This is a genomic window from Clostridium frigidicarnis (assembly GCF_900111985.1).
GTDB lineage: Bacteria > Bacillota > Clostridia > Clostridiales > Clostridiaceae > Clostridium_Z > Clostridium_Z frigidicarnis.
The window spans coordinates 1-24,658 of sequence record NZ_FOKI01000044.1 but is presented as its reverse complement, the minus strand read 5'-3'; the positions used below and the strand labels follow the sequence as shown (position 1 = coordinate 24,658).

22 protein-coding genes and 1 pseudogene are annotated in these 24,658 nt (G+C 27.6%); 14 read left to right on the top strand and 9 right to left on the bottom strand.

The genetic code is table 11. From position 1 onward, the window contains the following. The coding region (locus BM119_RS16955; protein ID WP_090042908.1) for a transposase at window positions 1-235 on the bottom strand (235 nt) is incomplete at its 3' end. 673 nt (window positions 236-908) lie between these two features. Between BM119_RS16955 and BM119_RS16950 the strand changes: the two genes are divergently transcribed. From BM119_RS16950 to BM119_RS16920, 7 genes are all read left to right on the top strand, one after another. After that, a complete protein-coding gene (locus BM119_RS16950) occupies window positions 909-2,582 on the top strand; it encodes a pyridoxal-dependent decarboxylase (RefSeq protein ID WP_207647691.1) in 1,674 nt (557 codons plus the stop codon). A 25-nt stretch (window positions 2,583-2,607) separates the two neighbouring features. Next, entirely contained in the window at window positions 2,608-3,795 is a 1,188-nt protein-coding gene (locus BM119_RS16945; RefSeq protein ID WP_090042907.1) for a pyridoxal phosphate-dependent aminotransferase, read from the top strand. A 50-nt stretch (window positions 3,796-3,845) separates the two neighbouring features. Further along, a complete protein-coding gene (locus tag BM119_RS16940; protein ID WP_090042906.1) occupies window positions 3,846-5,180 on the top strand; it encodes an MATE family efflux transporter in 1,335 nt (444 codons plus the stop codon). A 403-nt stretch (window positions 5,181-5,583) separates the two neighbouring features. Continuing rightward, the gene (locus BM119_RS16935; RefSeq protein ID WP_090042905.1) at window positions 5,584-6,426 is read left to right on the top strand and encodes a GNAT family N-acetyltransferase; all 843 of its coding nucleotides are present in this window, start codon (window positions 5,584-5,586) and stop codon (window positions 6,424-6,426) included. 75 nt (window positions 6,427-6,501) lie between these two features. After that, window positions 6,502-7,029, top strand: a complete 528-nt coding sequence (locus tag BM119_RS16930) for a nitroreductase family protein (RefSeq protein WP_090042904.1) — start codon at window positions 6,502-6,504, stop codon at window positions 7,027-7,029. A 34-nt stretch (window positions 7,030-7,063) separates the two neighbouring features. Continuing rightward, the gene (locus tag BM119_RS16925) at window positions 7,064-7,840 is read left to right on the top strand and encodes a GNAT family N-acetyltransferase (protein WP_090042903.1); all 777 of its coding nucleotides are present in this window, start codon (window positions 7,064-7,066) and stop codon (window positions 7,838-7,840) included. Window positions 7,841-8,422: 582 nt separating this feature from the next. Then, entirely contained in the window at window positions 8,423-9,430 is a 1,008-nt protein-coding gene (locus BM119_RS16920; RefSeq protein ID WP_090042902.1) for a S66 family peptidase, read from the top strand. 8 nt (window positions 9,431-9,438) lie between these two features. Here BM119_RS16920 and BM119_RS19650 read toward each other — a convergent pair. Together BM119_RS19650 and BM119_RS16910 are read right to left on the bottom strand one after the other, a co-directional pair. Beyond that, a pseudogene (locus tag BM119_RS19650) lies at window positions 9,439-9,558 on the bottom strand (IS1595 family transposase); the annotation flags it as partial. Window positions 9,559-9,851: 293 nt separating this feature from the next. Next, window positions 9,852-10,796 carry a hypothetical protein gene (locus BM119_RS16910; RefSeq protein WP_177199476.1) on the bottom strand — a complete coding sequence of 315 codons (945 nt, stop codon included), beginning with the start codon at window positions 10,794-10,796 and terminating at the stop codon, window positions 9,852-9,854. 529 nt (window positions 10,797-11,325) lie between these two features. Here BM119_RS16910 and BM119_RS16905 point away from each other — a divergent pair. The 5 genes from BM119_RS16905 to BM119_RS16885 all read left to right on the top strand — a co-directional run bounded on the left by BM119_RS16905 (window position 11,326) and on the right by BM119_RS16885 (window position 17,998). Further along, window positions 11,326-12,003 (top strand): ABC transporter ATP-binding protein, encoded by a 678-nt coding sequence (locus tag BM119_RS16905; RefSeq protein ID WP_090042900.1) that lies wholly within the window; start codon window positions 11,326-11,328, stop codon window positions 12,001-12,003. After that, the gene (locus BM119_RS16900; protein ID WP_090042899.1) at window positions 11,981-14,314 is read left to right on the top strand and encodes an ABC transporter permease; all 2,334 of its coding nucleotides are present in this window, start codon (window positions 11,981-11,983) and stop codon (window positions 14,312-14,314) included. The genes BM119_RS16905 and BM119_RS16900 overlap by 23 nt, the downstream gene beginning before the upstream one ends. A 682-nt stretch (window positions 14,315-14,996) precedes the next feature. Next, a complete protein-coding gene (locus tag BM119_RS16895; protein WP_090042898.1) occupies window positions 14,997-15,686 on the top strand; it encodes a response regulator transcription factor in 690 nt (229 codons plus the stop codon). Beyond that, window positions 15,670-17,034, top strand: a complete 1,365-nt coding sequence (locus BM119_RS16890) for a sensor histidine kinase (protein WP_090042897.1) — start codon at window positions 15,670-15,672, stop codon at window positions 17,032-17,034. The genes BM119_RS16895 and BM119_RS16890 overlap by 17 nt, the downstream gene beginning before the upstream one ends. 94 nt (window positions 17,035-17,128) lie before the next feature. Then, entirely contained in the window at window positions 17,129-17,998 is an 870-nt protein-coding gene (locus BM119_RS16885; RefSeq protein ID WP_090042896.1) for an AraC family transcriptional regulator, read from the top strand. Between the two features lie 560 nt (window positions 17,999-18,558). Here the strand turns inward: BM119_RS16885 and BM119_RS16880 are convergent. Beyond that, complete coding sequence (locus BM119_RS16880; protein WP_341465761.1) at window positions 18,559-20,232, bottom strand: AAA family ATPase; 1,674 nt, start codon at window positions 20,230-20,232, stop codon at window positions 18,559-18,561. A gap of 272 nt (window positions 20,233-20,504) precedes the next feature. Between BM119_RS16880 and BM119_RS20635 the strand changes: the two genes are divergently transcribed. Then, on the top strand, window positions 20,505-20,666 hold the full coding sequence (locus BM119_RS20635; protein ID WP_090042909.1) for a GNAT family N-acetyltransferase: 162 nt from the start codon (window positions 20,505-20,507) through the stop codon (window positions 20,664-20,666). Between the two features lie 371 nt (window positions 20,667-21,037). On the opposite strand, the gene BM119_RS16870 is transcribed toward BM119_RS20635, so the two are convergent. Next, the gene (locus tag BM119_RS16870) at window positions 21,038-21,139 is read right to left on the bottom strand and encodes a putative holin-like toxin (protein ID WP_090042894.1); all 102 of its coding nucleotides are present in this window, start codon (window positions 21,137-21,139) and stop codon (window positions 21,038-21,040) included. A 217-nt stretch (window positions 21,140-21,356) separates the two neighbouring features. Between BM119_RS16870 and BM119_RS16865 the strand changes: the two genes are divergently transcribed. Further along, the gene (locus BM119_RS16865) at window positions 21,357-21,953 is read left to right on the top strand and encodes a DUF3267 domain-containing protein (RefSeq protein ID WP_090042893.1); all 597 of its coding nucleotides are present in this window, start codon (window positions 21,357-21,359) and stop codon (window positions 21,951-21,953) included. A 49-nt stretch (window positions 21,954-22,002) separates the two neighbouring features. Here BM119_RS16865 and BM119_RS16860 read toward each other — a convergent pair whose 3' ends face one another. From BM119_RS16860 to BM119_RS16850, 4 genes are all read right to left on the bottom strand, one after another. Then, window positions 22,003-22,569 carry a hypothetical protein gene (locus tag BM119_RS16860; RefSeq protein WP_090042892.1) on the bottom strand — a complete coding sequence of 189 codons (567 nt, stop codon included), beginning with the start codon at window positions 22,567-22,569 and terminating at the stop codon, window positions 22,003-22,005. Window positions 22,570-22,770: 201 nt separating this feature from the next. After that, entirely contained in the window at window positions 22,771-22,929 is a 159-nt protein-coding gene (locus BM119_RS20055) for a hypothetical protein (protein ID WP_177199475.1), read from the bottom strand. 294 nt (window positions 22,930-23,223) lie between these two features. Beyond that, entirely contained in the window at window positions 23,224-23,865 is a 642-nt protein-coding gene (locus tag BM119_RS16855; protein ID WP_090042891.1) for a 4Fe-4S binding protein, read from the bottom strand. Between the two features lie 519 nt (window positions 23,866-24,384). Beyond that, a partial coding sequence (locus BM119_RS16850) for an integrase core domain-containing protein (RefSeq protein ID WP_143087347.1) occupies window positions 24,385-24,658 on the bottom strand: 274 nt, incomplete at its 5' end.

Here is a 24,658-nt window from a genome sequence, read left to right as displayed (position 1 = left end):
CAATAGCTTTTTTATATTCTTTCTTATAATTAGGTATTATTTCATTATTCTTAGGCTCTTTTGGCTCTAATGTTTGAGAATAACGACGATAATTATTAACCCATCTACTTAATAATTGGGGATTTAAGTCGTACCTTTTAGCAATTAAAATATTGCTTCCTGATTCTAAAACTTCCTTAACAAATGAAACTCTTTGATCTTCTGAAAACTTTCTTGTAAATATTTTTTTCTCCATCCCTTAGACCTCCTAATCATCTTAAAACTATTTTACTTTGTTTGAGTAAACATTGTCCATTCTAATTAGGGGGCCTATAGGACCTGAACTTTCAACTTTCCACTCTCAACTTTATATTTAGGAAGTCTGTGACTTCCAACAATACTCGTCAATTGTCAATTAAAAAAAGGGCGTAGCCTTTTGTTCTTTAATGGTACAATTAAAAACGAACAATTTACTAAAACACCGTATTATTCAAAATTGAATTTTACGGTGTTTTAAATATAATTCAGTGGATTGAAGTAAATGACATTTCAAAAAAACTCGCACTAAAACTAGGATATGTTAAAGGTGAATTCTATAAAACATTCTCAATTAATTAAGTATTATTTCTGTTTCTACTCCATTACTGTGTATCCCCAAATCCGTAGACAAACTTTTACTTTTGAGTTTTTCTTTAATTTTATCTTCAGGGTTTAAAGTTAATTGTTTTGGTGTATCCCAATTGTTTAAATTTTATAGATTAAAATTATAAAACATTATTAAATCTATAAATTGGTGTAATTAAAATAATAAAACTAACAATAAAGAAAAATGATACCAATAAAGAGATTTTTTTGTTATAATTATATAAAATGTAAATATAAGTTGAAAAATGTTTTATTTACTAGTTAAACTAAAGGGGGAATAAAAAATGAGTAACTTTAAAAACATGACTATGGAAGATTTAGGGGGGGAATTTGATTTTTCAAAGCCAGAAAAGGAGTTTCTAAAATTTGATGAAAGTAACTTTGATCTATTACTAGAAAAAACAAAAATATTTCATTATCATGTAAATAAAAATAGTTTAAATCCTAAATTTAAGACTAATAAATTTTCTTATGTAAAGGAATTAGAAAATGTATGTATACCAGAGACAGGAAAGGAAACTGAAGAAGTATTTAGAGAAGCTTCTGAGTTTTTTGAAGGTAGTATGAGAACACAATCTCCTTATGCAGTCTTCAATATGGTACCATCTCCATTAATGGATACTGTAGCAGGCTCAACTATAACTCAGTTATACAATACAAATAGTCTAATGGATTCTTTTGGTGGAAAAACAATCTTATTCGAACAAAAAGTAGCCAGATCTATAGGTAAAATGGTAGGTTGGGACAACTCTCATGGTATTTCATGTAATGGTGGTAAATTAACTCTATTATATGCTGTAAAATCTGCAATATCTAAACTAGAACCAAACTCTAGAAGAGATGGTATTAGTAATAATTTGGTTGTTTTGACTAATGAGTCTTCTCATTATTGTGTAGAACATGTTTGCTCAATATTAGGTATTGGTTCTAGTAACTGTATTCGTATAAAATCTGAAGATGGTTGGAAAATGGACACTAATGATTTAATAGACACAATAAAAATAGAACACGAAAAAGGTAATAAAATTGCTGCAATAATATGTGCAGGTGGTACTACTATAAACTTTGCTTGTGATGACACTAATAAAGTATTTGATAAAGTTAAAGGGTATTTTGAAGAAAATGAACTAGATTATTTTCCATATTTCCATTTAGATAGTGTAATAGGATGGTTATGGATTAACTTTATAGGATTAACAGATTCTCAATTAAAGGATAGAGTTAAGAATCCACATATAAGAAGTAAAATCAAAGAAGTTGTTAGAAGAATAGATGGTGTAACTAATTTTGATTCTTTCGGTGTAGATATGCACAAGAATGGCTTATGCCCTTATGCAACAAGTATGTTTGTATGTAAGACAAGAGATAATTTTGATTATTTAAATGATGGAAACTATGAATATAGTGATACTGATTTCGAGTTAGGTAATTTTAGAGCTTATAGATATACATTTGAGAACTCTAGATCTGCTGCAGGAATAATTACTTCATGGATTTCAATGAATAGATTAGGTAGAGTAGGATTCCAAGATTATTTAATAAAGCTTAATGAATTTGCAGAAATATTTAAATCAGCATTAAACAGTAAAGATAAGATAAAAGTAATTAATAATTCTTTAGGTTGGGAGATAGTATTCTCAATATCATTTGGTGATCTTCAAGGGGTATGTAAAGAAACATATGAAGACATTGCTAAGGCCTTCATACAGTACTGCTGGAATAAAGCAAATGAAGGAGAAGATGTACCGTTTATAAGTATCGTTCCAGAATACAAGATACATCCTGAAGATAATTCAAGAACTGCTTTTTTAATATTCCCAATGTCTTTATATTTAGATTGTGAAAGTATTACCAATATAGTGGGAAATCTGAATAATTGCATAAAAGATTTTGAGAAAAAAGTATTGCTTGGAGAAATTTCTATAGGTAAAGCTTACTTAGAAAAACCGATAAGATAAATAATTGTTTTTAGGGGGATAGAAAATGAGTAAAGAGTTGCTAAATACATTGCCTGAAGATGGATTTAGTTTTATAGATAGGGAAATAGAAATAACTGACGATACAATAAATTTATCTATAGGAAACCCTATAGATCCACCAGATGAGGGTTTAATAAGAAAATTATGTATGTATATTCAAGACAATAATTTACATGGGTATGGTTTTACATATAAGGACATTCAGAAAGAGATACAAAATTCAATAGTAAACTACTACAATAATAAATTTGGAGTTATCTTAAATCCAAGGAATGAAGTAGAAGTACTAAACGGTACAAAGGAAGGCATATTTTGTTTGCTATCAAGCATGATAAATGAAGGTGATAAAGTATTAGTTCCTTCGCCTTCTTATAGCGTGTACATGAATTGTATTCATCTTGCAGGAGGCAGAGTTGTAGAATTCCCATGTTATGAAGATAATTTCATACCCAATATTTCATCAATAGATAAAAATGATTTAGAAGAAGCAAGTGTGATAATACTTTGTTCGCCTGGGAATCCAACTACAAAAATATTACCAGAGGATTTTTTAATTGAAGTAGTAGAGCTTGCAAAAAAGTATGATTTAAAGATAATACATGATGTAGCATATGGGGAACTTTGTTATGGAAAGAATGATATAACAAGTATTTTACAAATCTCTGATGCTATAAATGTAAGTGTAGAATTATATAGTTTAAGTAAATCATGCAATGTTGCTGGTTGGAGATTAGGTTTCGCATTAGGTAATGAAAAAATAATATCGAATTTAAAGAAAATAAAATATAATATAGACTTTGGGACTTTCGTACCTTTTCAAAAAGTAGCAATAGATATGATAAATAATATGCAAGGATATTCATATTTCCAAACTAAGGTTTATGAAGAAAGAGTAGATTATTTTGTCGAAGCTTTAAATAGGTTAGGTTGGAAAATAAAAAAACCAGAAGGAACTTTCTTTATATGGACCAAAATACCAGAAAAGTATGATTATATGTCAGATAAAGAATTTGTAAAGTTCTTATATGATAAAACAAATGTATTAATTTTACCAGGTAGCGGATTTGGTGATGGTGGAAAAGGGTATGTAAGAATTGCTTTGACTAATAATATGGAAATCATAAAGAAGGCAGTATCTAACTTAGAAAAACTGCTTTTACAAGAAGATAAATTATTAGTCTCATCTACTTAAAACAATAGAAGACTTCTAAGTTAGATGGAAGAAAGGAACATATAAGTATAATGAATAATACTGAAACAATATTAGTAGATGAACCTATCAATAAACTTCTGTTAAAGTACTCTGTACCTGCAATAGTAGGTATGCTCGTTAATGCTTTATATAATATGGTTGATAGAGTTTTTATTGGTAATATACCCAATATAGGGGCTATTGCAACTGTAGGTTTAGGTGTAACAATGCCTTTTACTACAATATTAACTGCTTTTGGAATGTTAGTTGGTATTGGTTCTGTAACAGTTATATCTATTAAATTAGGACAAAACAAAAAGTGTGAGGCAACAGATACTCTCGGAAATGCTATATCACTCTCTATAATAATAGGTATATTTGTTACTATCCTAGGGTTAATTTTATCAGAAAAGATTCTTATTGCTTTTGGAGCCAGTAGTGAGTCTTTAAAATATGCTAATGAGTATATACGTATAATACTAATAGGATCCACCTTTAATATACTATCTTATACTCTTAATTGTAATATAAGAGGAGATGGTAATCCAAAACTTGCTGCATTAATAATGATTGTGGGATGCACAACGAATATAATACTAGATTATATATTAATTTTTATATTTAACCTGGGTATAAGTGGAGCTGCTATAGCAACAATAATATCTCAAATGATAACGACCATATGGTCCCTTTACTATTATAAGAGCGGAAGATCATATTTAAAAATTTCTTCAAAAAACATAAAACTAGAAGGAAATACATTAAAAATGCTTTTACCAATAGGGCTTTCTCCATTTTGTATGCAAATTGCATCATGCTTTGTTCAAATAGTAAGTAATAATTCATTAAAATATTATGGAGGAGATCTTGCTATTGGAGCAATGTCTACAACAATATCTATAATGTTAATTTTTTACATGCCTTTATTTGGACTAAGCGAAGGATCTCAGCCTATAATTGGGTATAACTATGGTTATAAAAATTACGCACGCTGCAAAAATATTTTAAATACGTCTATAGTATGGGGAATAGCTCTTATGAGCATAGGAATAATAGTAATACAGATTTGGGCAGTGGATTTAGTAAAGATTTTTAATAATGATTTAGAATTAGTTAATGTAACTTCTAGTGGGATTAAGAAATTTTCCCTTATGATGCCTATAGTTCCTGTGTCTATACTAGGTTCCAATTATATACAATCTATTGGTAAGGCAAAAGAGGCCATGCTTTTAAGTCTCTTAAGGCAAGTAATAATATTAATTCCTATAATTTTATTATTACCAAAATTCTTAGGCCTTAACGGCATTTGGTATTCTCAACCAGTAGCAGATTTCATTGCTGTTATAATAACATTAATATTGATTTTAAAAGAAGTAGATAGATAAGAGTATATATTTCAAGTAGCATTGAAGTTTCCATGAATGATTCTGTAGGGGATCAAATAAGAATTGCTTATTATAAATTTATGGCACATTCTTCTTATTTAATTGTACAACTGAAAAAACGAACAATTTACTAAGACACCGTATTATTCAAATATGAATTTTACGGTGTTTTAAATGTAATCGCAATATGTAAATTGTATGAAAATATATAGATAATATGGTATGATTTTCTTGAAACATAGGTCTTAGGCACATTCAAAAAAATAATAATTCAGTATGCTAATATATTTGACTTATTATTTTCTTTCATATGCCTTATTGCTAAATAAATGTGAGTTAAATCAGACCTATATTTTTAGTATTTTTAGAAAAATAAAGTTAACAAGTAGATAAAGGAGAAAAAATGATTAGAGATTATAGAAAATCCGATATTGATGAAATTGTAAAGATTTATACGTTAGAGTATAAAGCAATGCCAGAAGAAATTGAAAATTTAAAGTCTGCATCTAAAATTTTAGTATATGATGATAACGGGATTCAAGGATTTATCAGGTTGGCAATGAGTAGCCAATATTGCTATGCTGAAATGGGAGTTGTAAGTAACGAATTAATAAAACCTGTAGGTTTGAAACTTTGGGAAGCGGCTAAAAAATTACTTGTTGAGAAATCAATAAATTTTGTTGAAATTTTTCATGTGAAAGATAACTTGGAATGGCAAAATTTATATAATGAAATAGGATTTGAATATTGGTATTCTGTATATCGTTTTACCTATGATGGAAATAAATTTAATGAACCAAATATTTGTGCAGTAAAATACGAAGATAAGTACTATGAGGATAAAATTAGACTTGAAAGTGAAGCGTTTTCAGTGCTGAGGAGAGAAAATGATATTAAGCCATATAATTGGTATTTAAATGCCAGTAGAGAGGAACTTGAAGCTAATAGAAAGGGAATTCTTGAAGATAAAGAATATATTTATCTATTCTTTGAGGAAAATGAGATGGTTGGAGCATCAATGGTTAAAAATGCTGAAATAGATTTATTATTTGTTAATATTAAATTTCAAGGGAAAGGTTATGGTAAAAAGATACTTGAGTTTACAATGAACAGGGGTTTAGAACAAAATGCAACTGCTGTAAATTTAAATGCATTAGCAAAGAATGAAAAGGCACTGAAATTATATAAAAATGTAGGATTTAGAATTGTACAAGCCCAGGATGCTAGAAGATTAATTATAAAGTAGTTAATGTTTAAATGAAAAATTTGATTATTTACTAGTTAAGTGAAAAAATACAAAATAAAAGGGGTAATGTAAAAAATGGAAACATTAAAAGCAATCTCTACTAGAACGAGTATAAGAGCATTTTTAGATAAGGAAGTACCTTTAGAAATTATAAAAACAGTACTTGAGGCTGGTATAAAAGCACCAAGTGGTGGCAACAGGCAACCATGGAGATTTGTGGTTGTTACAGATAAAGATAAGATTAAAACCTTTGATCCAGATGATCATCAACCTTGTGTAGAACAAGCTCCTGCAGTTATTGTTGCATGTGCCAATCCTTATGACACATGGGAAAAATATGGTGAAAACGATCAATGTTATATTCTTGATACTGCTGCAGCTATTCAAAATATGCTTTTAGCAATACACGATCAGGGATTAGGTGGTGTTTGGATAGCTAGTTTTAGTAAAGGAGAAGTTAGAAAACAATTAAACATACCTAAGCATTGGAAAATAATATCTATAATACCATTTGGGTATTATGATGAAAGGAATATAGCTGTGCCAAGAAAAAAATTAGAAGAAGTTGCATATCTTAATGATATAAACTGCCCAATTAAATAAAGTTATATGAAGGTGGAGAAATGGGGGATATATTATGCTAATAGATGGAAAAGTCATAGAATGTGAATGTGAATACACAAAATGCTTTTCAGAGTTTCGTGAAAATGAAAATATAATTAGATTTCGTGATAATCAATTGAATGATATGTATTATCACAATTATACCTATATAAAAAAAGTAATGAGTGAGATTGAATTAAAATCTATTATACAAGATGAAATTTCATTAAGGTTATCTGAAAAAAGTAATTTTTGTAATATTCTTTTAAATTATGGTGTCAACGGTTCTCTGCTATCTATTCTTAAATACAAGCCCGAAATATCAACAAACGGGTATTATTCCTTTGATATTTCTCATTTTTCAAAACTGAATTCTTTACTTGGTTGCACAATAAAGAAGGTCAACAATGAAGAAATGGTAGATGATATTTTATTTTGTGACTTGCAACATGATGAGAAAAATCTTGGAAAAGATTTTTGCACAAGGAGATGTTACAGACGTGGCAAAGTATATGTTTCTGATAAAGGGGTAAATTCTTATGTTTGTTATCATAACGGGGATATAATAGGGAATTGCGATTTGTTCATGTACAATGGTATTGCAAAAATCGAAGATTTTGCTGTTATCCCTACATATCAGCGTAAGGGATACGGTACAACCATTCTGAAATCGCTAATCGATATAGCAATAAAAGAGAATTCCCATACTATTTATCTGGTTACCGATGAGGATGATACCGCAAAAGAAATGTATCAAAAAATCGGATTCAATAAAGTAGGTGAAAGAACTGATTTGTTTTTCAAACTATGATTGGCTTGCTCCCGTAATACCAACATTTTTTTGTGAGCCCATATGATATTCAAATAATCAAAGGAAGCTGTTTATAACTTTCAAATAACAAATCAAACTCTACAAATAATTGTTCCAACTTTTGCAGGTATATTGATTTCATTTATATCATATCATCAGATATTCTACTTAGATGTTATAGTAATTCTTATTGTTTTACTTCTATTAAAAAAATTTCAGTATAGTTCACCTTCATTATCCATTGTATTTTTAGGATTATTAACAGCATTTTGTGGTATTTTATTTAGTTTAAAATTCAAGGGTAAAATATTATCAATATAATTTAATGTGCAGAACATATTTTAGTGTATTTACCGTATAATGTTATTTACTTGTGTATTTTTTCAATTGCTATCTGACGTGCTTTATTTCTACAATTAATAAGGTTAAAAAACTCATGTCTATCAATGCCTACATGCCATTATTAACCTTAAATGATTTTATAAGGTTAAGGATTTTTACATTTTTAATATTAATTAAGTCGTGGTCATAAGTTATTTTCAATTAACAACAAAGAGAATACGAGTACGAGGAGGATACAAAATGAATAATATAGCAAAATTAAAGGTTGGTGATTCCGTTGGCATTTTTTCACCATCATCACCTATAACATATTCATGTCCAAATAGATTTGAAAGAGCGAAGAAATATTTACAAGGTAAGGGCTTTAAAATAATAGAAGGAAACTTAACAGGAAAAAGTGATTTTTATAGGTCTGGAAGTATTAGAGAAAGAGTGGAAGAACTAAATGCTCTAATTAGAAATCCACAAGTAAAATGTATTATGTCTACGATTGGAGGTATGAATTCCAATTCACTCCTTCCGTATATAGATTATGACGCATTTAAAAAAAATCCTAAAGTAATAATAGGATATTCAGATGTTACAGCAATTCTACTTGCGATATATGCAAAAACAGGAATAAGTACTTACTATGGGCCGGCATTAGTGGCCTCATTTGGAGAATTACCACCCTTTGTTGATTCTACTTATAACTACTTCAAAGAAATTACCATGGATAAAACAAAATTTCCTTATGTATTTGAAACTCCTAAACATTGGACAGATGAATACATTAATTGGGAAACACAAGATAGAAGTAAAGAAAAAAGAGAAAATCAATGGATTACAATCCATGAAGGAAGAGCTAGTGGTAGAGTAATAGGTGGAAACTTGAATACAATGCAAGGTATATGGGGTAGTGAGTATATGCCAGAAATAAAAGAAGGAGATATATTATTTATAGAAGATTCATTAGAAAACTCAGCAGACATTGAAAGAAGTTTTTCTTTATTAAAAGTAAGTGGAGTTTTAGATAAAATATCAGGAATAATACTTGGAAAACATGAATTATTTGACGATTCAAAAACAGGAAGAAAGCCATATGAAATATTATTAGAAGTATTAGGTGAAAGAAAAATACCTTTTATTGCTGATTTTGATTGTTGTCATACACATCCTATGATTACATTACCAATAGGATGTAAAATAGAATTGGATGCTACAAACAGGAAAGTAAGTATTCTTGAAGATTGGATAAAACAATGTTGATACGTAACTTTCAAATTTTTTATTTTAATATATGAATGTGTCACAGTACTTTGAACCATAAAGTTCTTAGTCTTTATCATCTCTTTATCTGTATCAAATATTTGAAGCTATTTGAACCACTTGATATAATAGCCCAATTATTTAATGAATTTCCATCTTGAAGTATACATTCCCTACAATAAAGAATTATATAAAGAAAAGTGAGGTATAAGCGTTAGCAAATTATCTAGTGAACATTAATCATTCTTGTTATAAAAAAGCATTGATGACGTTAAGAATTCCAATTGTTTGAACATAGTGAGTTATTGGAATTTAGGCATTAACGCTTTTTTGTAACTTAGAATGATATGTGCAGTTAGCTAATTTGTGTTGCGCATACCTCACTTTTCGTTTTAGATGAATTAAAGGGTAATTATGTATTTTATTTCATTAGTATACTAGATAAATATTTTTCAATTTTCGTTATGCTAGATTGCTTCTTAAAAATCATAGGATAGTGTTTTCCATATGAAAATGTAAGTGCTAGATAATTAAAGCGTTTAAAAAATGTAGTAAAACCAAATTTGGTAGTTGTTTCAACACTTATTAATGCTTTTAATGGAAAGGCAGATATTATGGATCTGTAATTAATAATAATATAATTTTCCGTTATTATTAAATATTCTTCTATGAATAAATTAGGTGCTTTTAAATCCTCATCTATTTCTTTTAAAATTATGTGTTCATCACAATTATAATATTTTATCAAATCCTTTAATGAATTATTTTTATTCATAGAAAAAACTGTAATTGGAAGTATTCCTGAAAAAAATATGAATGCTATAAAAAGATAACCCCACAAATCCGCTGAGGGAGAGTAATAAGATAAATAAAATGATAAATCAATATTATAATCAGAAACATCAATTGTGGTTAAGTATTCTTTAATTACGATTAAATCATCGTCATTAAAAGTATGTAATTGACCCTTTAGGGTATATGGTCCTTTAGTAGAAGAAAGTTTATCATAATCATCAGGCGAAATCTTTGATATTAAAAATTTCTCATCAAATTCAATTAATATAAAATAGTGTGAAATATATTTACGGTCTGTTGATCCAGATGGACTTCTCCCCTTATTTTCAATAATATCTAATGTATAAATATCATCACTATTTATATTTACATAACTATTATTTTTTATAGCATTATTAAAATCAGTGATGGTTTTAACAACTGTTGGATTATTTGTTTTATTATTATATGAAATAATACCAACACCTATTAAAGCGATAAAAATAAGACAAATAAATCCCAATATTGCTCTTTTATGAAATAGTTTCTTTTTGTAGATTTTTTCAAAAGATAAATTATTAATATTAAACACTCCTTAAAAATACATAATTCGCTATATTATAACATAATATATAAAAAATATACATTTTTTTTATAAAGATAGTCCAAAATTAAAATCAAATACATTTAAAGTTGGAGCAATAGTTTTTATAGGAGTTTTAGCACTAGGATTATTACCAGTTTTAGTTGCAATTTAGTTTTAAGATAAATTAATAAGTTATAGATTTGTGAATGTATATAACTTATTTTTTAGATTAAACAGAGTTAGTTTCATATTAATATAGTTTATAAAATCATTGTTAGTTTTTTTATTTCTCTTAATCATTTATGTTGCTCATACCTCATTTTCCGTCTTAGATGAAGCTTATCTTAAAACTTTATTTTTTCTTTATTTTTACTACACTAATTCTATACCTTTAATGGTTAATATTAGAAACATAATCTTATAATAGTTGAAGATTGAAAGTTGAAAGTTTTATTAGTTAGGAAGTCCATGACTTTCAACAATAATTGTCAATTGTCAAATCTCAATTGTCAATTAAAAAAAAGGGGTGTATTTAATGATAACCATAAAAAACATAACAAAGGATTTTTACAGTGGAGATTTAAGGCAAAATGTATTGAAAGATGTTAATTTAGAAATAGACCATGGGGATTTTTTAACTATTATGGGGCCATCAGGTGGGGGGAAGTCAACTGTATTACATATAATGGGGCTTCTTATAGAGCCAACAAGTGGGGAGGTTTATTACAACAATAATAAGATTAATTTTAAAAATGAAAGATCATTGGACAACTATAGAAGAGATAATATAGGATTAATATTTCAAAATTCTAATCTTATCTCTTGTTTATCACCACTAGAAAATTTAATTATAGCTATGAATAGTAAGGAAAGCTATAACTCTAAAAAGAAGAAATGTAAAGAGCTTTTAGATAAAGTAGGTCTTTCTAAAAAATATAATAGCAAGGTAAGTTCACTATCAGGCGGGGAAGCACAAAGGGTTGCAGTGGTTAGAGCACTTGTTAATGAACCTAAGGTTATACTATGCGATGAGCCAACAGGCGCTTTAGATTCAGTTAATGGGAAAAATGTAATTGAATTATTGCTTAATATAAGAAAAGAGAGAAACTGTACCCTTATAATAGTTACTCATGATGAAAAGATAGGGGAACTTGGGGAAAGAAAAATATACTTGAAAGATGGTGAGCTTCATGAGATGGCTAGAAATCTTTAAAATATATAACCTTAAGCTATTAAAGAAAGAGAAAGTATTGTTTTTATTTACAACACTATCAATATTAATTACCATAACTATTTCTCTAGTGATTCCTCAAATTAATTTAGAAAATTCAAAATATCTAGATAATAATATAAGAAAAATAAATGGTGGAGATTTAAGCATAGTTTTAAGGATAGATCAAACAAAGGAGTTTCAAGATAAAATAGAGGAATTAAAAACAAATGGGTTAGATGTAAAGACTTCCAAATTAAGTACTTGCTATTATAAAAAGCAGTCTAACAAAATTATTGGAACAATGGTTTCTGGAGATTACTCTTTAGAAAAGGATGAAATAATACTTCAAAGTACATTGGCAAATAATTTAGGAGTAAAAAAAGGAGATTTTGTAGAGTTAGATACCATGGGAAATGGAATATTAAAATATAAGGTTAAGGATATTGAGCCTATGGCAATGGGTGTTGATCATGATGGAGAACTTCTTGGATATGGAAAGATACAGCAAAGAGACGATTTAAATATTGGCGATGCTAGAACAATGATATATATAAGTGGACAAGATGGAGAAAAGCTAAAAGAAGAGTTAATTAAATATGAAGATAGCAATATGTATATATCAATAAAGGATAAAACAAGAGAAATGGAATCACAAATGGCTATTCAAAGTGCAGTACTTGGAACTTTAAGTACTGTTGGATATATTGTTTCTGCTTTAGCTATAATAAGTACAACCATAATGCTTATACTTAAAAGAAAAAGGGATATAGCTATTTTGAGGATGGTATCAGTGGATATTAAAAATATAAAAAGAGCTTTAAGACTAGAGCTTTCTTTATGGCTTGCAGCACCAATACTTGTAGGGGGGCTTATAAGTTATAAAATATCTACTTTTATTTTAAGTTATGTTGGAATAGAAACAGGGAATATGACAATGGAAAATATATCATTAATACTAAAAGGAGTTATTTTTAACAGCATTATATTTTTCATGCTTATAAATATTGCACTTATGATAATTAAAAGTATAAAGCCACTATCTGTAATTAGAGAAGATGAGAAACTTGTAAAGAAAAGCACTAAAAAAGTAATTCTTATAACAAGTTTATGTTTACCATTATTTTTAGGAGTATATGGAATTTATTCAGGTTCCATAGCAACTCTAGGAAGTACTTTAGTTATAATTTTAGTTATTATGCTGTTTTTAGGAATAGTAGCATTAGTAGTAAAACTGTTATCATTAATACATTTTAGAAATACAGTATTAATTTATAGTATAAAATCTATAAAAAATAATTTTTTCTCATTTATATTAGTTTTATTAAGTTTGACTCTTACTTTATGGTTTATATTAATTGGATTTAACTTACAGCGTTCTATAACAGAAAACATTAATAATTCATTAAGCAAAATATTGCCTTATAATTATGTAGCAGAAAGTAAGGATAATGAAAATTTAGAAAAGGTTTTAAAAAGTGAAAATGATGTAACAGCATATAGTAAAATCTTTAGCATAGCTGGAAAGGTACAAAATGACTTTAAAAACAGTATGTTTAAAGCAGTTAGTGTAGGTGAGGTTAATAAAAATGATTATAATGTAAAATTTAAAATTGTAGAAGGAGATGACCTTTTTCAAGGAGAAAATGGTGTGGTTATATCTAATGAGAGGAAGGAAAGAAATAATTTGCAAATAGGAGATATACTTTCTGTTGAAACAAAAAAAGGAACATTTAATTACAAAATAAAGGGAGTATATGATTCTGGAGGAATAGGTTCTGTTAGTATTTTAAAAGAAAATGTAGAAATTGGTGAAGGAATAGAGTACATGATTAACTCTAAAAGTGATAAGTTTATAGATAAATTAAAAGATAGTGCAGTTGTGAATATGAGTTGTATAGGTGAAAGTTTAAGTTCAATGCTTGGAAAGTTTTTAAAGATATTTAGAATACTTTCTATAATATGTGTTTTATCAACAGTTTTATTTAATATAAATATGCTTTATATGAATTATAGCCAAGGAGAAAAGGATGATGAGGTAATAAGAGCTTTAGGCCTAGGCAATAGATTTTTACTTAAATCTCAAGGGGTTAAAATTTTCTTATTTATAATCCTTAGTTCAGCATTATCACTAGGAGTATATTATTTAAGTATTCAACTATTTATTAAAGCCATGTTTAAAACCAATGTGGAAGTAGGATTAATGACTGTAGGTATAACTTTAATTAATGCATTAGTACTTTCACTAATAGCTTTCAATTTGCCTATTAGAAAAATGCTAAGTAAGAAGGAACTTAATTTGCTTAGGGATTAGTTGAATGAATTGAAGATTGATAATTGACAATTGAGAATGAAGGAGAACAAGAGTGTAGACTTTATATTAGATTTAGTATAATTATATGATTTATTTGGAATAGCAATTACATGAATAAAGGAATTTGTGATCATACTTGCGAAATATGAATTCCTGTTAAAAGGAAGCAGTAATTACAGTTACCTTTGATACATTTAGATTTTCAAATAATATAAGTACAATGAATATTTAGTTTGAAATTCGAGGGCGGAATATTATCATTGTAATTTAATAGATTTAATTTAACTAAGAAGTTTATAAAAAATAGTAATACCTTATTAAGTAAGAATATTACTATTTTTTTGCTTAATAACTAAATCTGTAATCTTCAATTGTAAATTATAACATTGGATAATAATTAAAAGTTGAAGTGATGAAGTAATAAGGAGTACAATTTTATAGAATGGATTAAAATATATAAATTTTTGAAATCAAAACAATGATGAAATAAAGGTTAACATGGATTTGAAATTGATGGATGAAATATTTTCAGGAAGATTTTTAAAATGAAAATATATAATTAAAGAAAACCTGAGATTTTCAACCACAACTTTCAACTTTTATCATTAAGGAAGTTTGTAACTTCCAACTATAAGTGTCAATTGTGAATTCTCAATTGTCAATTAGAACGGGGGAGAGTATTATGTGTAATAGACTTTTAGTAGTGGAAGATGATAAAGATATAGCTTTTATGCTTAGGGATTATTTAAGTAAGGAGAATTATGAGGTTTTAATTGCTAATAATGGACAAGAAGGATTAAAGCTTGTAAGGGAAAATCAGGTTTCTCTTATACTTTTGGATGTTATGATGCCAGTTATGGATGGGTATGAAACTCTTTCTAACATAAGAGAGTTTTCTAATGTTCCAGTTATAATGCTAACAGCAAAGGGACAGCAGTTTGATAAGGTTATAGGTTTTAAAAAAGGCTGTGATGATTACATAGTTAAACCCTTTGATTTAGTAGAGCTAACTCTTAGAGTTAAAGCAATATTAAGACGAGGGAGTATTAATGTTACTTCAAATGATTTAGTAAAAGTTTATAAGGATTTAAAGATAAATAAAGAAGATTATAGTGTTGTAAAATCAGGAGTAGATATAAAGCTTACAAAAAAGGAATTTGATATTTTAGCACTTTTAGTATGGAACCAAGATAGAATATACAGCAGCCAAACTATATATGAACAGGTTTGGAATGAATCATATTTAGATAATGATAACTCTGTAATAACTCATATGAGAAATTTAAGGGAAAAGATAGGGGACAGGGTGAAAGAAAGTATATACATCAAAACCATATGGGGAGTTGGATATAAGGTTGAAAAGGATATTTAAACTAAAAGGTGAACTGATTTTCTTTGTAATTATTTCAATGATTTTAGGATTTATAATAGGACGTACTGCAGTTGATACCTATAGAAAAAGCAATATAGGAATGGAAAAGTTAAAATCCTCAGCAATAAAAAGAAGTAGAGACAATACCAGCTATATTATAAAGGAATTGGATATGGCAAGTAGAGATGAAAAGATTATAATCGAAAACATAAAAAAAATAGAGGATTATTTAAACAAAGGCTATGTGCAAAGAATATTCTTTGTTGATAATGATGGAGTGGTTATAGAGTCAACTGATAATTTAGGGGTAAAACAAATTGATCTAGGGTCAAAACAGTATGAGGATATAAAAGTACAAGGTAATACTTTTACATCTAAAAATATTATTAATTTAAATGAAAATAGGTATGTGACGATTACTACTAATGGATATTGTGATGATGATTTTAGTATTATGGAAATTTGGATAGCTTTATGTATAATAATATTTTTAATTTTAGTTAGCGGAAGAGTTAGATATATAAATAGAATTGCAAAAAATGTAAGGGTAATAGCTAAAGGTGATATGACTAAAAGGGTAGATGTAAAATACAAAAATGAATTAACACAACTAGCTGAAGATATTAATTATATGGCACAAGAGATTATGGAGCAGGATGCAAGTCAAAAGGAGTTTATAACTAATATTTCTCATGATTTAAGAACTCCCTTAACTACAATCCTTGGCTATTCAAAAATGATAGAAGAAAAAAAGTATTCCAATGAAGAAGAATTAGAAAGATATGTTTCAGTAATAAATAGAAAAGGTATGTACTTAAGAACCTTATTAGAAGATTTCTTTGATTATGCAAAGCTTTCATCAATGGATATAAAAATGGACAAGGAAGTTATAAATATTAATGAAAGTATAAGGCAGCTTTTAGATGGAGAAGAAATTTCCTTTAAGGAAAAAGGTTTAGAGCTAGAAGTGTTACTAAATAGTAAATCAATCTATACCTATGGAGATCCAATGTTAATTGCAAGGGCATTTGAAAACTTAATAAGTAATGCAGTAAAGTATTCTAAGGGAAATTCTAAGGTGACAATAAAGTTAAAAGAAGAAACAATAGAAGAGATAAGCTATGGAGTGTTTTCAGTTTACAATATTCCAAGAGAAAATTTAAGTGATAAAGAAGTTGATAAGCTCTTTAAGAGGTTATATAAAAGTGATTCAGCTAGATCAAAAGGTGGAAGTGGGCTAGGACTAGCAATATGCCAAGAAATAGTTAAGTGTCATAATGGATTTATAAAGGCCCAAAAGATAAATGATGGAATAGAGTTTTTTATAGGGTTAGCTGAAATTCATTAAGGCACATGAAAGAAAATAATAGACAAATGAAAGCAAGGTAGGATAGGATATAACAGTTACATTTTAGTACAATTTAAACAAGGCGGTGAGAAAAATGAATTTTATTCAAAACTTACAAAGGGCAATCGATTATATGGAAGCACATATATTGGAACCCATTACTTATGAAGATGTTGCAAAACATGTCTATATGTCAAGTTATCATTTTCATAGGACATTTAGTTTAGTGATAGGTATCACAGCAAAGGAGTATATTAGAAACAGAAGATTGTCTATGGCAGGTCAAGAAATTTCTATGTCTGATGTAAAAGTAATTGATATTGCTTTGAAATATGGATATGATTCACCTGAAAGTTTCACAAAGGCATTTGCAAGGTTTCACGGTATTACGCCTAATGTAGCAAGACGTGCAGGTATGAAATTAAAATCATTTAATCGCCTTATCATAAAAATAAAATTGGAAGGTGGTACTGTTATGGATTATAGAATCGAAAAAAGAGATCAATTTAAATTATTAGTAAAGATAAGAAAATTTAGAAATGAATCAATTTCAGAAGAAGGAAATACTGAAATTCCAGACTTTTGGAAGACATGTGGTGATAATAGTACATTCGATATTCTGAAACAAAACACAAAAAAACATGATATTTATGGAGCATGTGCACCAATATCCAAAGAAAGTTCACATTTTAATTACGGTATTGGCATGGAATATACTGAGGGCAATGTTCCAGAAGGATATGATATATGGGAAGTAAAGCCCACAGTATGGGCGGTATTTAAATGTATTGGAGAAACAGGGGATTGCATAGGCGATACATGGGGAAGAATTTTTTCGGAATTTCTTCCAGGTTCAGAATATAACATGCTTGATGATACTGACTTTGAACTGTATTCAGAGAATAATGAAACGGATTGTTTTTGTGAAATATGGATTCCTGTTAAGAAAAAGGAAGTAGAATAATTACTACAATCCTGTCAAATGACCATGATCATTAGGAAAACTAATATACAGTGTTCTTATATTACAAGTTAGAGGGGAAATGAAAATTTATTGATAACAAATAATGAAATAATACCAAAATAAAATGTTTGTTTTCTATAAATTTTCATATAATATAAGTAAGAAATTCAGAAAATAAAAAAAGTGGCTATGCCATTTTTAGTGACAAGTTAAAAGTGACAAGTGATAAGTTGAGGTTGAAAATCACAGGTTTTCTTTAATTATATTTTTTTAATTTAAAAATCTTCCTAAGAAGATTTATCCGCAACTTGTCACTCATTAAAGTTTTCAACTAAAAAAGAATATAAATATTTAATGGTTTAAAAATTTATTAATAGATTTTAAAATTTATAAATTCCTATAGTATTAAGGCACATTCAAAAAAATAACAAGTCAGTATGTTAGTCTATTTTGTGCCATACTTCGTAAGCAATATTAGTCTATGCTATGAACTAATATCACTTCCTTGTATGACACAAAATATACATGGCATCTTTGATTTGTTATTTTCTTTCATGTGCCTAACATTGATTAATAAGGACTTCTTTGCCTTTAAAAACCAAAGCAAGTTTTATGATATTTAAAACTCCACGATTTGTAAGTTCTGTATCATAAAGCTTTTTGTTTATTTGATTTAAAGCATTATCCATACCTTTCTCTAAAGTCATTTTAGAGTTTATTCTTATACTTTTAAACTCCATAATAATTCCAGGTTTTGATATATCTTTTGGAATAAGGCTTACATCATATCTTCCAAGTCCTGATTCTCTATTAGAAACTATTTCATGGGTAGAGCTTAAGGATACTAGCATACCTAATATAAATGCATGATAAACTCTTTCAGGATTTTGTCCCGAAATATCAAAATAACTAAAGCTTTTAAGTATATACTCAGAGAAATATTCTTCAAAAAGTTCCACTTCTCCAATAACAAGAGCTTTTAACATATTGGTAAAATCATTAGAAATAAACCCTTCCATAAACCATTTTTTTATGATATCTCTATAAAGAATTTTTATTTCTGTATTAGGTATAGTTAATTTATATTTAAATAAGTTAATATCTTCATCCATATACTTATCAGTAGCTTTAAGGTATCCGGATAATAAAAGGAAACTCCAAATATTCTCTTTACCATTAGAGATGTCAGACATAACAACATCTTCATTAACTGTAGTTTCTACAAATCCACCATTATATAAGGTTTCAAGACCAAGCTTTATATCTTCATCACCTTGTGCTAAAAGAGTTTTAATTATTGAGTTTTCAGAAGTATTAACCCAATAAGGCATAAAGTATCTATCAGGTCTACTTATATAAGATAATACAGACCAAGGATTATAAATTGTGGTAGTTCCAAATATATATCCATTATACCAAGTCTTAAATTCATCTAATTGCTTATCTAAGTTATAATACTTTAACAACTCTAAAGTTTCTTCTTCAGTAAAACCAAACTTATCAGAATATCCCTCACTTAAAATACTATAAACCGCTAGATTGTTTAAACCAGAGAATATTGATTCCTTTGCAACTCTTAAAATGCCTGTGATCAAAGCCTTTCCTAAATTCACATTGTCCTTTAAAGCAGCGGATAAGAAATTTCTCATAAATCCTATGATCTCAGCATAATAGTTTTTAAAATAACCTTCATGTATTGGAGTATCATATTCATCGATAAGTATTATAACCTTATGATCATGATAGCTATTTAGATATTCACTTAGTTTTAATAAGGATATTTCTAATTCGCCTATAGTACTTCTTCTATATAAAATGTCATTAAAGTATACTTTTTCAATATCATCAATAGTATCCAATAAGTATTTAAAAGATAGATAAAGGCTAGAAATTTTATGCCTAAATATATCTATAAAATTTTCAAAATTAGAGTGCTTATCATCCTTAAAAGTTAAGTATATAAGAGGATATTGTCCTTGTTTTTTCATGATTTCAGTTTCTTTTTCAATTTTTAAACCTTTAAATAAATAGGATGTATCTTTAGAGGATTTCTCTAAAAAATATCTTAAAATAGACAAATTAAGAGTTTTACCAAAGCGTCTAGGTCTTGGTAATAATACTATTTCTCCACCATCTTCTAAAAAATCCTTCACTATTAATGTTTTATCTATAAAATAGAAATTATTATCTATTATCTTCTTAAAATCACTTGTTCCTAAACTTATTCTTTTCAAAATATCACCTCGTTTTTTATGAGTTTAATCTATGGATAACTTTGAGAAATATTAAAAATACAGATTGTTGAGCAAAGCTTTAAATAAAAAATATTTTAAAGAAAATCTGTGATTTTCAACCATAACTTTCAACTTCCCGCTTTCATCCACAATTGTCAATTCTTAATTTTCAATTGTTAATTAGAAGATGGCGTAGCCACTTTATATAGTTATCTACTATTATAGACAAAACAATAGGTTTTAACAATGAGTGTTGGTAAAAGGAATACCAGATACATAAATTCAACAGTATATATGATAAGGAAACCAAAGAACTAGTTGGTGTTTGCTTAATATCATTATGGCAAGAATGGCCATTAATTGGGGAGATATCTGTTAAGCCAAGCTATCAAGGTAAGGGTCTTGGAAGTAAAATGATTAAAAAGTCTTTGTAAGCTTTAAGTGAAAAATTACCAGTACTTAGATTGTATGTAGTCATAGGAAATAAGGCAGAGAATTTATACTATAACTTAGGCTTTTTAAAGGGGACAGATATAATAAATATGAAGTTAGAAATGGTGGATTCCTAGTATTATTACATCTTAATAGGATATTTTAACACATGAATTCCTAAAATAATAAAACAATATCAAAATAAAATGTTTATTTTCTATAAAAATTTGATATAATATAAATAAGAAATGCAGAAAATAAAAATAGGGTGTTGGTAGCACCCTATAGTATACAATTCTAGTTGTTTAGGCAACTGATATCACTATTAAAGAATTTTATCAAAAATAGTAGCATCCAATTGCGAGTGGGGCTACTATTTTTTTGACATTTTATCTATAAGTAACACTATAAATGTTAACAGTGCTAATAAAAACATTCCTGCCTGAAATAGCAATATTAAGGTATCGTTCCTCATATGTATCACCTCCCTTTTAAAAAGGGGTAAGTGATACCAGTAGCCCGCATTCAACTATTGAATTGTACCTAGAAATTATAGCATAAATTTTACAGAGTTACCATAAAAAATATAAAAAAAGAAATTGACACATCAAACAAAAGTGTAAATCAAATTATAAAAAAATTAAGAACATAATATTTGAAAAATGAACTAATTAACAACAAGGGGGATTAAAATGAAGTACACAAAAAAGATACCTGGCACAGATAAGGAGCTTTCAAACACATTGATAAATGAGGGCTGGAGAAAAATAAAGGAGCCCAAAACTTTAGCAATGGCCATATTATGCTCAATTCCATTTATAATTATAAATGGCTTAATATCTATAGGAGTAACACTTCCGTTTTATAATTTTTTGAAACACATTTCTTATAATGGGTCTATTACTATTAATATAGATCTGAAAAATATAGGTTGCTTTATAATATTAATAGTATTACATGAGTTTATACATGCATCTATTATACCTAATATTATAAAGTCTCAGAATGTATATTGGGGAATTACAATATTTGGAGGTTTTGTAGCAACAACAGAAAAAATATCCAAAATAAGATTTATTTTTATTTCATTAGCTCCATTTGTTTTACTGTCTATTATATTGCCAATTATTTTAGGTGCTTTTAATTTACTTAACAATTTTATAGTGTTATTAATTTTTATAAATGCCATGGGGTCTTCAGTTGATCTCTTAAACGCAATTCTTATAATGCTTCAGGTGCCTAAAAATAGTTATATTATTAATAATGGATTTGAAACATATTTTAAATAGGATTGAAACATAAAAATAGGACAGTAGACACATTTGCGTGAAAGCAAATTTATCTACTGTCCTTTATAAATTTAGAAATAAAATTATAAAGTGCATCCTTAACAGCCTTCTCTTGTATTAAATCCCCATTAATTGATTTTAAGTTATAATCATGGCTACTTAAAACTAAAAATGAGTTATCATCTTCAACTTGAAACATGTGTTTTATAATATTTTTAACATTACATATGTTAGTATTTGATATTAATATAAAAGCTTTTTTCTTGTTTTTAAAATTATCATATTGAAGAAAATTCTTAAAGAAGGATTGAGATCTTTCATTTAATATAAATAATGAGGATGGAGGGAAATCACAGTATATGGGAACAATAAATATACTTAAATCATTTAAAATGATGCTTGTGAATATGCTTTTTGCTTCATCTTTATTATAAATACAGCTTAAATTATCATGAAAGCACTGGTACTCACAATTTGAACAACGATGTATATCCATCTTATCAATGTCAAAATAAGAAAAGTTACAAAGTTCAAATTTATTCATAATAAAATCTGATATTCTTTTGCAGTTACCTGGTGACCTTCTAGAGCTAAACGAATAAATACCTACATTCAACTAAGTTCACTTCCATTTCTATGTAACTAAATTTTATACAATTATATATTTTTTTACATAAAAACTCAATTAAATAAAGATAATTCTAATAACATTATTATTACCAATAGAAGTTATTTTAGCGTTTATGACAAAATATCAAGCGTTCATGACAAATCAGTTGAATTTTTTCAGCGTTTAAGGTCAAAAAACATACGTTTACTACATATTTGTGATTTCTAAAGAATTATCATATATAATAAATACAACAGATGCTTTAAATATTAGTACTAGCAAAGAGGTTATAACATAAGGTTTAGTCTTTAACGTATGTTTTTTAGTGATATCCCCAAAATATAATTGATTTAAAATTGCTTTCATGAATTTTTTTCCCCTTCAATCAATCAATTTATTTTGTTGCTAGCTAATATTATTCATTTATTATAGGGTTTTTGTGCCTAAATAGTCTGAAAAAGTAATATATTTAATATATTACTTTTTTAGTGTTTCAGAAATTAATTAGTTGTTTAAAGAAGCGTGGTTACTTAATTTTTTTAACATTTAAATATAGAGACCTATAGAGAGCTATTAATATCAATAGCTCTCTACTAAGTAAAAATTTTAATTTTGTAAATTAATCTGTGCTTATAGCTACTAGATAAATGAAGATTCGTTCTATTTTATTAATTCAATAGATGATTTTGGACATTTAAGGGCACATTCTTTACAGTAAATACAATCAGTACTTTCTATGCTACCACCCTTATATTCTTTAGGTGTTATACCCATAGGACAGCTTTTAGCACAAAGGTTGCAAGAAACACAGCTGTTTCCAACATTCATGTTTGTTTTCCTACCTCTTACCTTAGCTATAAGCGAAGAAAGAGTACCCATTGGACAGAAATTACACCAAGTCCTGTGATTAAAGAAGAACGATAGAACAATTCCAATTATAGAAGTAACAACTATTAATCTATAAAAAACCATGCCTATTCCGTAAGGGTTACCCCAATTTTTTATAGTTCCACTAATAAACATAAACAGCATAAAGAAAACCATAATAGATCTAAAAAAGTTGCTTTTTAAGAATTTTGGAGTAGTTTTTTTAGAAGCAATTTTTTTCATTATGTTATCATAGAAATTTCCTCTAGGACAAAAGTTTCCACACCAATATCTACCTTTCCCTAATAAAGCAAATGTTAAAGGTGCAACCATACATATTACAGCTACAACTGCAAATCTCATATCAAAAAGTGATGCAATTAAAAAGCCGAAAAATATTAAGTAACCAAAGTTTTTATAAGTAAATTTATTCATATATAACTCCTCCTTGTATACCCCAGTAGGGTATTATCTATATATTATAATATTCGAATTTTACGATATAGTCAATGGTAAATTTTTATTATTAACTGATTTTATAATATAGTTATATTTAAGTATGGATATAAAACAGCTACTTATATTTATATATATGTTGCAATAAATATACTTCAATTTAATTTGAAGTTACTTTAAATTAATGTTTAACAAAGTTATTAAAATAGATGTAGAATTTCAATTGCAACATATATAGTATTATTGAAAGTAATATTTTATAGGGGGAGTGAGATTACTTAGGATTAATAATTATAAATAGCACACTAGGTAAAATGTTAATAGAACCTAGGATTAAAGTGATTTTGAATTGAAAATTCATAATAGAGGATGAGATTTTATTAGGAAAATTTCAAAAATAGGTAAATATTTAAAGGAAAGCTTGTACTTTTAATCACGGATTGCTCCCCGCTATCTGGACTAAAGTTACTCATTCTAAAGTTTTCTCAAAATTTCAAGCTAAGCTGAAATTTTATTTTTATAATATTCATGTGGGGATACATATCCTATAGAGGAATGTATCCTTTCATGGTTATATCTATAAACATAATCATTTAAATCATTTTCTAACTCTTTTAAGCTCAAATACATTTCATTATTAAGGCACTCTTCTTGAAGATATCTGTGATATGACTCAATAAAAGCATTGTAATTAGGACTCCTTACTGGAATCCTTTCATGAACTACTTTTTCATCCATACATCCCTTTTCAAATACACCACTAATAAACTGA